The 12,756-nt window shown below is 67.9% G+C and carries 13 protein-coding genes; 3 read left to right on the top strand and 10 right to left on the bottom strand.

Translation table 11 applies throughout. The annotated features are described in order from the left end of the window. Positions 1–22: 22 nt before the first annotated feature. Together LTH96_RS12310 and LTH96_RS12305 are read right to left on the bottom strand one after the other, a co-directional pair. Entirely contained in the window at positions 23–2,239 is a 2,217-nt protein-coding gene (locus tag LTH96_RS12310; RefSeq protein ID WP_241466253.1) for a catalase, read from the bottom strand. A gap of 152 nt (positions 2,240–2,391) precedes the next feature. Beyond that, positions 2,392–3,303: an NADP-dependent oxidoreductase gene (locus LTH96_RS12305; protein ID WP_342357761.1), complete on the bottom strand. Its 912-nt coding sequence runs from the start codon at positions 3,301–3,303 to the stop codon at positions 2,392–2,394. Between the two features lie 340 nt (positions 3,304–3,643). Between LTH96_RS12305 and LTH96_RS12300 the strand changes: the two genes are divergently transcribed. Continuing rightward, on the top strand, positions 3,644–4,453 hold the full coding sequence (locus tag LTH96_RS12300; RefSeq protein ID WP_241466251.1) for an aldo/keto reductase: 810 nt from the start codon (positions 3,644–3,646) through the stop codon (positions 4,451–4,453). Positions 4,454–4,723: 270 nt separating this feature from the next. After that, positions 4,724–5,959 carry a glutamate--cysteine ligase gene (locus LTH96_RS12295; protein ID WP_241466249.1) on the top strand — a complete coding sequence of 412 codons (1,236 nt, stop codon included), beginning with the start codon at positions 4,724–4,726 and terminating at the stop codon, positions 5,957–5,959. Between the two features lie 14 nt (positions 5,960–5,973). Here the strand turns inward: LTH96_RS12295 and LTH96_RS12290 are convergent, their stop codons facing one another. The 4 genes from LTH96_RS12290 to LTH96_RS12275 form a co-directional block, all read right to left on the bottom strand. Next, positions 5,974–6,423, bottom strand: coding sequence for a peptidoglycan recognition family protein (locus tag LTH96_RS12290; protein WP_241466247.1), 450 nt, complete (start codon positions 6,421–6,423; stop codon positions 5,974–5,976). A 3-nt stretch (positions 6,424–6,426) separates the two neighbouring features. After that, positions 6,427–6,567 carry a hypothetical protein gene (locus tag LTH96_RS12285; RefSeq protein ID WP_241466245.1) on the bottom strand — a complete coding sequence of 47 codons (141 nt, stop codon included), beginning with the start codon at positions 6,565–6,567 and terminating at the stop codon, positions 6,427–6,429. A gap of 95 nt (positions 6,568–6,662) precedes the next feature. After that, positions 6,663–6,881: a hypothetical protein gene (locus LTH96_RS12280; RefSeq protein ID WP_241466243.1), complete on the bottom strand. Its 219-nt coding sequence runs from the start codon at positions 6,879–6,881 to the stop codon at positions 6,663–6,665. A gap of 80 nt (positions 6,882–6,961) precedes the next feature. After that, positions 6,962–7,186 carry a hypothetical protein gene (locus LTH96_RS12275; RefSeq protein ID WP_241466241.1) on the bottom strand — a complete coding sequence of 75 codons (225 nt, stop codon included), beginning with the start codon at positions 7,184–7,186 and terminating at the stop codon, positions 6,962–6,964. Between LTH96_RS12275 and LTH96_RS12270 the strand changes: the two genes are divergently transcribed. Next, positions 7,177–7,830, top strand: a complete 654-nt coding sequence (locus LTH96_RS12270; protein ID WP_241466239.1) for a hypothetical protein — start codon at positions 7,177–7,179, stop codon at positions 7,828–7,830. The genes LTH96_RS12275 and LTH96_RS12270 overlap by 10 nt on opposite strands. A 7-nt stretch (positions 7,831–7,837) precedes the next feature. On the opposite strand, the gene LTH96_RS12265 is transcribed toward LTH96_RS12270, so the two are convergent. The 4 genes from LTH96_RS12265 to LTH96_RS12250 form a co-directional block, all read right to left on the bottom strand. Further along, entirely contained in the window at positions 7,838–9,499 is a 1,662-nt protein-coding gene (locus tag LTH96_RS12265) for a cryptochrome/photolyase family protein (RefSeq protein WP_241466237.1), read from the bottom strand. A gap of 4 nt (positions 9,500–9,503) precedes the next feature. Further along, on the bottom strand, positions 9,504–10,760 hold the full coding sequence (locus LTH96_RS12260) for an NAD(P)/FAD-dependent oxidoreductase (RefSeq protein ID WP_241466235.1): 1,257 nt from the start codon (positions 10,758–10,760) through the stop codon (positions 9,504–9,506). A gap of 136 nt (positions 10,761–10,896) precedes the next feature. Next, positions 10,897–11,727, bottom strand: a complete 831-nt coding sequence (locus LTH96_RS12255) for an endonuclease/exonuclease/phosphatase family protein (protein WP_241466233.1) — start codon at positions 11,725–11,727, stop codon at positions 10,897–10,899. A gap of 104 nt (positions 11,728–11,831) precedes the next feature. Beyond that, positions 11,832–12,647, bottom strand: coding sequence for a glycosyltransferase family A protein (locus LTH96_RS12250; RefSeq protein WP_241466231.1), 816 nt, complete (start codon positions 12,645–12,647; stop codon positions 11,832–11,834). Positions 12,648–12,756 lie beyond the last annotated feature (109 nt).

The following is a 12,756-nucleotide window of genomic DNA, read 5'->3' as shown; positions in this document are numbered from 1 at the left end:
GGACCAGCTGGTCCCGCTGGGATCAGGCGAAGCGCTCCCAGGCGCGGTGGGCGCCCATGAGCGTGAAGAGCTCGCCCGTGAGCTTCTCGGGTGTGCCCACCAGGACGCCGGGCGCCGTGGGGGAGACGCCGCTGGCGGCCAGCAACGGGGTGCCCGCGGGGAACACCACTGCCTTGCCGTGGCGATAGGCCTCGGCGGCCATCAGCGTCAGCCGCGGATCGACCTGCGGGTCACCGGTGGGGTCACCGAGCTTGTGGTCGGTGTCCGGGCTGGCCCCGGCGGCGCCGGCGGCGCCGGCGGCGGTCGCGGTGAGGAAGACGATCGCATCGAACTCGATGGACCGTGCGGTGAGGTAGGTCCGCTGGGCCGGGGTGCCGTCGGACAGCGGCGCACCGGTGGGGGCGACCACCAGCGGGACCATGTCCTGGGCATCGATGGCCCTGCGGATCTTCTGGATCGCGTCGATGTCGCTGGACTCATCGACCACCACGCCGACCAGCCGACCTTCGATCGGCCAGGTGCCGCCGATCTGGGACAGCGTGGGGCTGAGCACCTCTGGCTCGACCGGAGTCTGGAGCGGCTCGGGCACCGGAAGGCCGAGGCCCTCGGCCACTCCGGCGGCGAGGTCCGCATCGATGTGGGTCAGCTGCTGCAGCTGGCGCTCCTTGATCCTAGGCTCGTAGCACTTGGCCAGCTCGAAGGTGTACGCCTGGATCACGTGCAGCTGCTCGGTGCGGGTGAGGCTGCGGTAGAACATCGTGACCTGGGTGTAGTGGTCATCGAAGCTCTGCGGGTTCTCCCGCACCTTCACGCTGGCCGCCACGGGTTCCGGGAAGTCGATCAGCGCGCTGGGCACGCCGGACTCGGCCGAGATGTCCTTGACCGGGTATGGGTTGCCGCCGTCGAAGGAGTTCGGGTGGTATGGGGCCACTCCGGCGTGGTCGGCGCTCTGGTGGAAGCCGTCGCGGAGCATGTCATTGACCGCCGCGCGGGGCCGGTTGATCGGAATCTGCGCGAAGTTCGGGCCGCCCAGGCGGGTGATCTGGGTGTCCAGGTAGGAGAACAGCCGGGCCTGCAGCAGCGGGTCATTGGTGACCTCGATGCCGGGGACCAGGTGTCCCGGGTGGAAGGCCACCTGTTCGGTCTCCGCGAAGTAGTTCTGCGGGTTCTTGTTCAGGGTCATCTTGCCGAGCATCTGCACCTCGGCGAGCTCCTCGGGGATGAACTTGGTGGGGTCCAACAGGTCGATGCCTTCGAACATCTGATCCTCGGTGTCGGGGAAGACCTGCACGCCGAGCTCCCATTCCGGGAAGGCGCCGGCCTCGATGGCGTCGGCGAGGTCCCGGCGGTGGAAGTCCGGGTCCACACCGTTGGTCATCAGCGCTTCCTCCCAGGTGATGGAGTGCACGCCCAGCTTGGGCTTCCAGTGGAACTTCACCAGCGAAGATTCGCCCGCGGCGTTGATCAGCCGGAAGGTGTGGACGCCGAAGCCTTCCATCATGCGCAGCGAGCGCGGAATGCCGCGGTCGGACATGTTCCAGATGGTGTGGTGCTGCGCCTCGGTGTGCAGCGAGACGAAGTCCCAGAAGGTGTCGTGCGCGCTCTGCGCCTGTGGGATCTCCCGGTCCGGGTGGGGCTTGCCGGCGTGGATGATGTCCGGGAACTTGATCCCGTCCTGGATGAAGAACACCGGAATGTTGTTGCCCACGAGGTCATAGTTGCCCTCGTCGGTGTAGAACTTCGTGGAGAAGCCACGGGTGTCACGCACCGTGTCAGCGGAGCCTCGGCTGCCCAGCACGGTGGAGAAGCGGGTGAACACTTCGGTCGTGGCCTTCTCCGTCAGAAACTTCGCTGAGGTCAGGTGACCGGCGGTGCCGTAGGACTCGAAGACGCCGTGCGCGGCGGCGCCGCGGGCGTGGACCACGCGCTCCGGGATCCGCTCGTGATCGAAGTGCATGATCTTCTCGCGCAGGTGGTGGTCCTGCAACAGAGTCGGTCCCCGGCTGCCGGCCTTCAATGAGTGGTCGGTGTCGCGGACGCGGGCTCCCTGCGCGGTGGTCAGGTACCTGCCCTGCTGCACGCGTCCCGTGTCACTGCCCGGCACTTCGGCGCCCGTGGGGCTGACCGGTGCTGCCGCGCGCTGGTCCTGCTTGGGCGGAAGCGGCTCGCGCGGCTCGACCGGCTGGCCCTCCGTGGGAGGTTCGGCCTGTGGCGCGCCTGGAATATGGATGTCATTCATCGCAACTCTTCTCTGTGGTTTTCGACCAGAGCTGGTCTCACAGAAGAACCGGTTGGCCCTCTCCCCCTGGGATGAGACCTCGCGTGGTCAGGCTAGACCCGCTGGCTGGTGGTCGGCACGACGCGTGAGGCGCGGTGCCGACCGTCGGCGCTTCAACGGGTGGTATCGATGAGGATCTTGCCGTTGGATCCCGACTGGTTGGCCTCCATGGCCGCGGCGGATTCTGCCAGCGGGAAGACGCGATCCACGGCCACGCGCAGGTTGTCTGCGGCGACCTTCTCCAGCAGCGAGCGCAGCCGGTCTCCATCAGGGCGGACCCAGATCCAGTGGCCGCCGTGCTCCTCGACGGAGGGGTCGGCCACGGAGATGTGCCGGCCACCGTCGGCCAGCACTGCCAGCGTGTCGTCAAGGACCTCCCCGACGAAGTCGGCCACAGCGGTGACGCCCTGGGGCGCGGCTTCGCGGACCCGGTCGGCCAGGCCTTCGCCATAGGTCAGCGGTGTCACGCCGAGTTCGCGCAGCTTCGCGTGGTTGTGCTCCGACGCGGTGCCCAGCACGGTGGCCCCGCGCTCGACTGCAAGCTGAGCGGCCAGGTGGCCCACCCCGCCGGAGGCGGCATGGATCAGCAGCGTGTCCTCGGCGGTGATCTCGAGGGTCTCCAGCGAGCGCAGCGCGGTGAGGCCGGCGAGCGGCAGTCCGGCGGCGGAGTCGAAGTCCACCCCGTCGGGGACCCGTGCCACGGAGGCGGCAGGCACCGAGACGTACTCGGCGTAGGTCCCCCCGTGGGTGAAGTCCTTGCGGGCGTAGGCGGCGACGCGGTCACCGGCGGTGAACTCCGGCACGTCGGGGCCGGTGGTCTCGATGACCCCGGAGACGTCCCAGCCGGGGATCACCGGGAAGACGACGTCGATGAGCTGATCCAGCCCGCCGGACATGAGCTTCCAGTCCACCGGGTTCACCGAGGCGCGTTCGATCTTGATCAGGACGGCTCCGGGCGCCACCTTGGGCAGCGGGAGTTCGGTCAGTTCGAGGGTCTGGGGGTCGCCGTATTTGGAATAGCTCATTGCACGCATGGTCATGGCAACCCCCCGGTGAGCGGTTTCTATTCCGCGCCGCTGCAGATCCCTGCCGGTCACGCTCAGCTCCAGTTCGAGGGCGCGGGCGAGGCCACGACCGACCTCAGCGATGCCACCAGCCGCTCCGGGACGGCCTCGGCTGAGCGGGGCACCGTGAACTCTCCAGGAGAAGTCGTTCACGCACTGCGCCGGGTGTCCCAGAGTCGGAATCCGACCCCGGGCAGCTGGCAGTGCTCACCGGCTTCGCCGCGGTTCTGGGCTTCATCTCACCCGGCTCGGTGCAGGCCAGCGCCACCTCCGCAGCGTGCTGAGAGCGTAGGATCGCCGCATGATCGAGCTCAACTCAGGAACTCAGATGCCAGAGATCGGCTTCGGCACCGGCAAGGCCACCACCGAAGCGATGATGTCCGCCCTGCATGCCGGCTACCGGCTGTTGGACACGGCGCAGATGTATGGCAATGAGGCGGAGGTCGGCGAGGCGGTCAGGCGCTCCGGGGTCGACCGAGCCGCGGTCTTTCTCACCACGAAGCTGAACAACGGGAATCACGCGCCCACCGCCGTCCGGGAGACGTTCACGGAGTCGCTGGTGACGCTGGGCTTCGACTATGTGGACCTGTTCCTCATGCACTGGCCGATGCCGATGCTGGACATCGACTATGTGGACACATGGAAGGCCATGTTAGAGCTCGCCGAGGACGGCCGAGCCCGCGCCGTCGGCGTCTCGAACTTCCAGCCCGCCCAGCTGGAGCGCCTCATCGAAGCCTCCGGTGTGGCCCCGGCGGTGAACCAGATCGAGATGCACCCCTACTTCCCCAACGACGACGCCCGCCGCTTCTGCCAGGAGCGCGGAATCGTGGTGCAGGCCTGGAGCCCGTTGGCCCGCACGGATCAGTTCGGTGATCCGGTGCTCACCCAGATCGCGCAGCGGCTCGGGGTGACTGCGGCCCAGGTGATGCTGCGCTGGCACCTGCAGCGCGGCGTCGTCGCGATCCCGAAGAGCAATTCCGCAGAGCGGATCGCGACGAACATGGACATCCACAGCTTTGAGCTCAGCGATCAGGACATGACCGCCATCGCAACGCTGGACAAGGGCGAGGACGGCCGCCGCGGCGGTCACCCGGATACCTTCACCGGATGATCCTCGCCCCTTCTGGCGGGCATGCTGCAAGGTGCGCACGCCGAGACTGACGCATGAAAAGTGGCAGGTTTCTGCCGCTGAATGGGTCTGACCTGCGCCTTAGCGAGGACCACCTTCCCATAGTACTTTCGACTCTTCTGCGAGTTGAGGTTCGCAGGTACGCTCGCCTCATCAGCGGGGGCGAAGACCGGCGCGGTCAGCACGGGGGTGTGACTGTCCGCCGGTCTCGTCGCCGTACCCGAATGACTCTCGAGGGTGAGGGACCTGTCCGTGCGAACCTTTGGCGTTGAAGAAGAGCTGCTGCTGGTGGACGACTCTGAGCTGGAGCTGCTGCCGCTGGGGTGGCAGGTCGCGGAGCGGCACGGCGTCCGGACCGAGACCGGGCATGAACTGGCCTCAGAGCTGCAGCAGGAACAGCTTGAGGTGGTCCACCCGCCGCAGACCACGTTGAGTCAACAGCTGGCGACGATCCGCTCGGGCCGCGCCTGGGCGGACTCCTGTGCCGCCGACGTCGGAGGCCGTGTGGTGGCCCTGGCCACCGCTCCCGGGGCAGTGACTCCACACCTGGTCCCGCACCAGAGGTTTCAGCAGATGGCTGGATGGGCGGGCATCACGGCACTGCAGCAACTGACCGGTGGGATGCACGTCCATGTGCAGGTGCACTCCCGGGCGGAGGCTGTGGCGGTGCTGGACCGGATCCGGGTCTGGCTGCCCACGCTGCTTGCGCTCAGCAGCAACTCCCCTTTCTGGGACGACAGCGACACCGCATTCCATAGCTACCGCTATCAGACCTGGGGCCGCTGGCCGAACACCGGGCCACCCGATCTCTTCGAGTCCATCGACGCCTACGACCGGCAGCGCGAATCCCTGCTGCGCTCCCGGGTGCCGCTGGATGACGGCATGATCTATTTCGACGCCCGAATCTGCGAACGTCATTCCACGGTGGAGGTGCGGGTCCCCGATGTCTGCCTGTTCGCCAGCCACGCCGCCGTGATCGCCACCCTGACTCGCGCCCTGGTGGAGACTGCTGCGCGAGATTGGCGCGCCGGTGTTCCCCCGCTGCCGGTGGATACCGCAGTGCTGCGGGCGTGGACCTGGCGGGCCAGTCGCTGCGGAATCGAGTCTCTGCTGGTGGATCCCTTCACCGCGATGCCAGCTCCGGCCGGGGAAGTGGTGACCCACCTGCTCGACACCGTCGCACCGGTGCTCTCGGAGTACGGAGAGGACCGCCAGGTGGATGCGCTGATCAGCGAGATTCTGCGCAACGGGACCGGTGCGTACCACCAGAGGGAGGCCTTCCGTCACGCCGGTGACCCCCGCGACGTGATCGCCGCCGCGCTGCACGCCACCCACAATGTCAGCCATCCGGGCGCCGTCAGTGAGGGACCCTTCGACCAGGGTGCGTCCGATCCGGGAGCTCTGAATCGGGATGCGTCGGCTCGAGAGTCAGCGAATCTGGCCTTGCTGAATCGGGAGTCGGTGAACGCCGGGGAGGACTGGCTGTAGCCCACCCGCACCGCTCAGATCAGGGCGGCGGTGCGGTCCCGGATGTACTCCCAGTCCACGGTGCCCGGGCAGGCGGTGGGGACCACAGACTCGTGCGGGACGATGGCGGTGCGCGGATTCAGGTTGAACTGCCGGCACAGCGTCACACAGCGTTGGATCGACATGTTCAGCGTCTGCGTGGTGGGCGCGCGCTCGGGGTCCGCGGAGTGCTCGATCCCGATGCTGCGCTGATTGAAGGCCCAGTTCCCGGAGTGCCAGGCGGTGTTGTGCACGCTGACGTACTGGTGGATGCGCCCCTCGCCGATCCCGTAGTGCGCACTGACCTGGGAGTTGGGGTTCAGGAAGGTGGCGTCACAGGCAGCCAGGTTTCCCACGATGTAGTGGATGACGATGCGGTCCACGGCGGTCCCGCCCCGACCCACGGTGGAGTTCGGGGAGGTCTTCCAGATCACGTTCTGTTTCACGGGTCAGTTCTCCATATCGTGTGAGACGGCGGTGAGCGTGTCCGCGTCCTGCGCGGAGAGCTCGAGCTGCGCTCCGGCGAGCAGGGCCGGAAGCTGTTCGGTGGTGCGGGCGCTGGCGGAGAACCATTCGCCGAGGATCGTCACAGACTCGCCGCTGCTTTCCCCGACCCAGGCCCAGCAGCGGTCCGCGGTGTCAGTGCTTCCCAGAGCGCTCCTGGAGCCGACCTGCGGGGAGGCGATCAGAATCCCCTCCCCAGCGGGCAGCCGAGGTTGTTCGAAGGGTTCTGCCGCTTCCGCGTGCGGTCATAGTCGGTGGGCTGGCGCCGCATGCGCGGGCGCGGCCGAGTGCGGAACCGTCCCGGAGCCGCCGAGGCGGGCAGTGCCGAGGCGACCGTGACTCCGGCGGCGGTGGCCCCAGCGGCGGCGGCTGTTATCAAAGTGCGACGGGAAAGATGCATTCTCGCAACCTACCGGGCGCTCAGGGGGTCCACAAAGTGAACCTTCCAGGGCGTGTTCAGGGGTGCAGCACCGATTCGCTTCACAGCAGCAGGTTCACGGGGCCCAATGACACCAGCACCAGCACGATGCTGAGGATCTGCATGATCAGCAGCACCGCGCCCGACCCGAGCAGCCCCAGCTGAGCGCCTCTGATTCGACCATCGGGCCAGCCTATAGACTCCGCGCATGGCAGCTGCGCCCGATCCCGCAGCGTCCGGAGTCCGCAGATCAACAGCAACGTGGAGGGTGAACCGTATGGCCGCATCACCAGTGAGCCAGAGCGCCATCACGGCCAGCCTGTTCTATGCGATCGGGGTGGGGCGCATTCCGAGCAGCCAGTCCCCCGCACTCGCCGATGATCTGCGTGACACCGTCACTCGCATGTTGCAGGACCAGGGTGCGGGGGACAGCGTCAATGAGGTGCTCGACGCCGTGCGGGCAGGTCGCGACGCAGTGGCCGGCGACCCGTCGCTGAGCCTTTCGGCGAAGAAGTACGAGGAGCTGCGCAGTCATCTCCTCGCCGCCCAGTCGGCAGCGCCGAACAGGGGCCGGAACGTCTGGCCCATCGGCGCGAGCACGATCCTCAAGCGTGCCGATGGGTCCTGGAGCGCGGCGCTGAAAAATGTCGGGCTGGCCCCTTCGAGCCGAGCGCGGCCCTCCGGTTTCGGCACGGCCCGGTTCACTCCAGCTCAGTTCGGCGCGGCGCTGCGGGACTTCACCGGCCAAGGAGCCAGGGAGGGTTTCACCACCAGCTATCAGAGCTACGTGGACTGGCGGAAGGCCCAGCAGCAGCGTGGGCGCACCGATCTTCCCTCTGGCCCGAGCATCCGCAACACCTACGGCAGCTGGAGTGCAGCCCTGAAGCGTGAAGGGACGCAGCGCGGCGGGGCCGCTCCAGACGGCAGCTGAATCGGCATCACCCTGGCTGTTGGAGCAGCCTGCTGGGCTGCCCGGGTTCCAGCAGGTGCTGAGCACGCTCGTGATGGGCGCGTCGCTTCTCCTGGTCCATCTTGTCCAGCAGCGAGACCACCATGCGGGCGCGCGGGTTAGCTTCGAAGATCTCGCGATGGTCCCTGATGAACGTCCAGTAGAGCCCGTCCCACTCCTGTGCCCAGTCCCCCTTGGGCAGGTCCGACATCTTGCGCAGGTAGTTGCTGCCAGAGACATAGGGCTTGGTGGTGATCGCCTCTCCCGCCGCGAACTGGCTCATGGCATAGACGTTGGGCACCATCACCCAGTCGTAGGCGTCGATGAAGAGCTCCATGAACCACTCGTAGACCGCGTCCGGGTGGATCCGCAGCAGCGACATGGCATTGCCCAGCACCATCAGGCGTTCGATGTGGTGGGCATACCCGGTCGCCAGGACGCGGGAGATCACCAGGTCCACCGGGGCCAGGCCGGTGCTGGCATCCCACCAGCCCGTTCCCAATGTGTTGTGGTGCTCCAGCCGATTGGCGCTGCGCAGCTGACGCCCCCGGGTGCGATAGGTGGCGCGCATGTACTCCCGCCAGCCGATGACCTGACGGATGAATCCCTCCACGGAGGCCAGCGGGGTGGACTCGTCGGCAGCCTCGAGAACCGTCTGCACCACCTCACGGGGATCCAACAGTCCGATGTTCAGCGCCGGGGTCAGCAGCCCATGAGCGATGAATGGGTGCTCCGCTGAGATCGCATCCTCATAGGGGCCGAAGTCGTTCAGACGCTCCCGGACGAACTCGCGGAGATGCTCGCGCGCCTCCTCCGCGCTGACGGGCCAGGCGAACAGCGCGGGATCCCCCGGGGCGTCGGGGAACTCGTCGCGCACCCAGGCGATGGCCCGCTGGACGTCGTCGGCCGCGCCGTCGTCATCGGCTGAAGTGCCAGACCCTTGGACTGTTTCGGCACTGACTGTACGTTCAGTACTTTCAGAACTTTTGCCGCTGTCATCATCGCGCCTCAGCGCGTCGAGATCGAACATTCCGTCCCGCTGCAGGATCGGATGACTCGCGAAGCGCCCCACCGTGGGCGGCGTGTACCCGCGCGGCAGCTTCTTGCGGTTCTCCGCATCGAAGGACCATTTCCCACCGACAGGTTCCCCGTCGGCGTCGAGCAGGAGCTTGAACCGGCGGCGCTGCCAGACGTAGAACTCGTGCATCCGGGCACCGTGGGACCCGAACCAGTCATCGACCTGCGCGCGGCTGGTCAGGAAGTTCGGCGTCTCCAGCACATCCTGCTCACGCAGCCAGCATCCGCCCTCATCGAGCGCGGCGCGCAGATCCTGCTCCAGCCAGTCATCGACCACGTCGTAGACGGTCACCCGTGCCGGGGCCAGTTTCTGGATCAGCTCCACCAGCTGTGCGTGGGAGCTGCGGTCGGCCTGGCTGCGCAGCACCGACACCTGGTGACCGCGGGCCCGCAGGCGCCGCGCGAACTGGTCCATCGAGGCGCGGTGCAGGACCAGCTTCTGAGCGTGGAAGGAGTACTGCCGGAACAGCAGGTCATGTTCGATCAGCACGAACACCGTGTCAGGGTCGACGTCGAGGTGCTCCTTGAAGAGCTGGTGGGGCAGCACCAGACGAAGCACGGGAGGACTCGTCATGGGCTCAGCCGGCGAGCAGTCTGGTCAGCGACTGCGCGGCCTGGTCGCCGGAGACCAGCGCCCCCTGGATCGAGCCATGGTCGCGGTGATCACCGGCGATGAGCACGCGATCCCCCAGCTGCTGGGGACGGGCCTGAAGCAGGGGCGGGTGTTGGACCGGGAGCGTGTGCTCCACGAGGTGATGGGTGAGCAGCTCCCAGTCTGCGGTGGATCCCTGGTATAGCCGCTCCAGATCCCGGCGCACGGCGGCCTCCTCGGCGAGGCCGTCGGGACGGTCCAGCAGCGTGGTCGCCTGGATCAGGTGCTGACCCTCCGGGGCGTAGGAAGGAGCGGCCTGCGAGACCACAGCGGTGTTCCAGATCGGACCGGCGGGGCCTCCGCCGCGCCGGCTGGCGTCGAGCATCAGGAAGGGTCCGGGCTGGGGCAGCTCCGGGGCGCGGAACCACCAGGTGGTCAGACCATGGGTGGGCAGCGCCGGCTGGCCGGTGAGCTCGTGGATGTCCTGCGGTCCGACGGCGACGACGGCGGCCCGGGCGCGCAGCGGCCCGGCGTCGGTGCTGACCTGGACGCCGTCGCCGCTGTGCCGCAGGTCCCGGGCGGACGTGTTCAGCCGCACCGGTTCGTGAAGCCAGGTCTCCATCTGTTCGGGGAGCGCCTGCATCCCTCCGCGGGGCAGCCCGGGGGCGCCGAGGGCGAAGTAGCGGACCAGCAGGCGAACATAGTTCGCCGAGCTCTCCCCGGTGCTGTCGGCGAGGACGCCGGCCAGGAAGGTGTCGAGCACGTCCCGTCGCAGCCGTCCGGTGAGGCCGGCCTCCTCGAAGGAGTCGTGCAGCGTCTGATCCTGCGCGGGACGTGGCCCGGTGGCGGACTGTCGCAGGGTCGGGGCGATCCAGCGGGCGAAGGCGAGCAGGTCTGAGGGCGGGGTGTGCTTGCTCCGCAGCGTGGACAGGGCATGCTGCGGGTGCCGCAGCGGATGGGCCAGCGTGGTGGTGGTCGTGGAGGTGCGGATCACGGCGCCGACCCCGAATGCTTGAAGGCCGAGCGAACCGATGTCGATCCAATCCTGCACGGCAGGGTAGGCCGGGTTCAGCACCTGGAACCCGCGGTCGCAGCGAAAGCCCTCGATCAGGTCGGTGCGCACCCGTCCTCCGACGGCGTCCCCGGCTTCGAGCACTGTGACCCGGTGTCCGTTGCGCTGCAGGCGGCGGGCGCACTGCAGCCCGGCGAGTCCTGCGCCGATGACTATGACGTCGGTGTCCATGAGTCCCCATCCCGTCGCGTGGTGGTCAGTCTAGGCCGAACGTCTGACACGCGTCGGTTCGACAGGAGGAACGGCCAGGACACGTGTGCAGAGGAAGTGCACCAGCAGATCCCAGTTCGGGATGCGCGTGTAGAGGTCAATGACGTTGCTCCAGGCCGCGATCAGCAGAATCACCGTGATGGTGATGTCTGCCGGGGCGGGGAAGGTGCAGCACCGCCTGGACCGGCAGGTGATCCGAGGCCCACCCGCTGCGATGGCGCACCGGATTGATCGCCGCGCGGGCCACGCCCAACTCCGGTGAGGCCATGATCCAGTCGATCCTGCGGCGGTCGAGGCGCGGTTCACGATAGTTGGCGAAGGTCCCCCATTCCTCGCTGTCGCGTTGCGCAGCCGCGGCCCAGGTGTCGGCGAGCGCCTCGCCGCGGAGAAGCTCCGCAATCGGTGCGCTGCTGGGCTGAGCGTTCATATCCGCCGTGAGCACCACCGGCAGCGTACTGGTGGTCACCCGGTGCCGGATGCTCTGCGCGGCACGAAGCCGGGAGCGGTGGGAGAGGTGGTCGAGGTGGGTGTTCATCGCGAGGAAGGCCGTGGATGTGGCACGGTCCCGGAATCTCGCCGAGACCAGGCTGCGCGGGATGAGATTTCCCCAGGTTCGGGAACCCGGGTGGTGCGGGGTGTCCGAGAGGGCGCTCTGCTCCCAGTCCAGGAGTTCGAGGCGGTCTGTGTCGTAGTAGAGCGGCGAGGCCTCCCCTCCCCCTTGAGGCCCCCGCCCGTGCCCGACGGATCGGTAGGAGCCGCCCAGCGCGTCGGCGACGAACCTCACCTGATCGGCGAGGGCTTCCTGGACGCCGAGCAGAGTCGGACGTTCGGTCTGCAGCAGGCTGCGCAGTCCGGGGGCCCGGCGCTCCCATCGATCGGCTCGGCGCGGATGGAAGGCGAAGGTGCGCCGCCGGATGTTCCAGCTCATGACGTGGAGCCTTGGGGCCGGCATGGGCCCGATCAGGGCAGCGTCAGGGGCGACGGCTGGATGGACGGCCGTCGGGCGGGGATCCGCGTGCGCGTCAGGCGCACTCATGTGCGTGCGCGTCCCGATTCCGAAGCATGACCGCGTCTGCGCAGAGACGCCCGGCGCCATCGGAAGGGCGGGAAGTCGTGTGGCCAATGCACCGTCACGGACCGGAATCCGCGCTTGATCCGGCGCTGGAAGGCTCTGGCGTCCCTGAAGGGGCGCATCGAGATGCCCATCGGCTCTCCGCCCATCGCGCCGAGACGATGACGCTCTCCGAGGTGGAAGGCCAGGTCCAGATCGTCGTGGATCTCGGGGTCGTCGCGGTGCACGGAGAGCCGTACCTGCTCCCACGCTTCGCGCCGCATGGCCATGTTGGAGCCGAACAGCGGCCGATGCCCCAGCGCGGGCCGGGAGAAGTTTCTGTAGGCGAAGAGATAGGCATGCACCAGTGGACGCCGCAGCAGCACCGGTCCGTCGATGAACTTGGCAGGACCGGTCAAGGCGGCGACGTGGGGCTGCTGCTCGAAGGCGGAGACCACATCCTGGATCCATCGCGGTTCCGGCACACAGTCAGCATCGAGCCGGAGGATCAGGTCAGAAGTGGCGGCGTCGTAGCCGGTGGCGCTCGCGGCGGGGATCCCCGGCTGCAGGCAGCTCAGCACCGTCGCGCCGGCAGCGCGGGCGGCCGCGGCGGAGTCATCGACAGAGGCGTTGTCGACCACGATGATCTCGTCCGCGGTCCGGGTCTGTGCCGCCAGCGCCGCGAGGCAGACGGTCAGTTCTGCGCTGTCGTCCTTGACCGGGATGACCACCGACACGGTGACCGGCGCGGTGTTCGGCGCTGCGCGCTCGTCGAGATTCTCGTCGTTGATGCTCATATCGGCCCCGGCCCTTACTTGATCGCAGCCCTCGCCGCCCGTCTTGAGAAGTCAGCACATTTCACTCCTGCACTACTGGACAAATCTACGCCGTATGAGTCCCGGACGC

It is taken from the genome of Nesterenkonia sp. LB17, from assembly GCF_022565915.1.
Taxonomy (GTDB): domain Bacteria; phylum Actinomycetota; class Actinomycetes; order Actinomycetales; family Micrococcaceae; genus Nesterenkonia.
The sequence above is the reverse complement of the archived record's forward strand: the minus strand, read 5'-3'. Positions and strand labels throughout refer to the sequence as shown.

Bases quoted from the DNA above. Each gene is read 5' to 3' on its own strand.
- LTH96_RS12310 (WP_241466253.1), bottom strand. From the start codon at position 2,239: ATGAATGACATCCATATTCCAGGCGCGCCACAGGCCGAACCTCCCACG.
- LTH96_RS12305 (WP_342357761.1), bottom strand. From the start codon at position 3,303: ATGAGCTATTCCAAATACGGCGACCCCCAGACCCTCGAACTGACCGAA.
- LTH96_RS12300 (WP_241466251.1), top strand. From the start codon at position 3,644: ATGATCGAGCTCAACTCAGGAACTCAGATGCCAGAGATCGGCTTCGGC.
- LTH96_RS12280 (WP_241466243.1), bottom strand. From the start codon at position 6,881: ATGCATCTTTCCCGTCGCACTTTGATAACAGCCGCCGCCGCTGGGGCC.
- LTH96_RS12270 (WP_241466239.1), top strand. From the start codon at position 7,177: ATGGCCGCATCACCAGTGAGCCAGAGCGCCATCACGGCCAGCCTGTTC.
- LTH96_RS12275 (WP_241466241.1), bottom strand. From the start codon at position 7,186: ATGCGGCCATACGGTTCACCCTCCACGTTGCTGTTGATCTGCGGACTC.
- LTH96_RS12265 (WP_241466237.1), bottom strand. From the start codon at position 9,499: ATGACGAGTCCTCCCGTGCTTCGTCTGGTGCTGCCCCACCAGCTCTTC.
- LTH96_RS12260 (WP_241466235.1), bottom strand. From the start codon at position 10,760: ATGGACACCGACGTCATAGTCATCGGCGCAGGACTCGCCGGGCTGCAG.
- LTH96_RS12255 (WP_241466233.1), bottom strand. From the start codon at position 11,727: ATGAGCTGGAACATCCGGCGGCGCACCTTCGCCTTCCATCCGCGCCGA.
- LTH96_RS12250 (WP_241466231.1), bottom strand. From the start codon at position 12,647: ATGAGCATCAACGACGAGAATCTCGACGAGCGCGCAGCGCCGAACACC.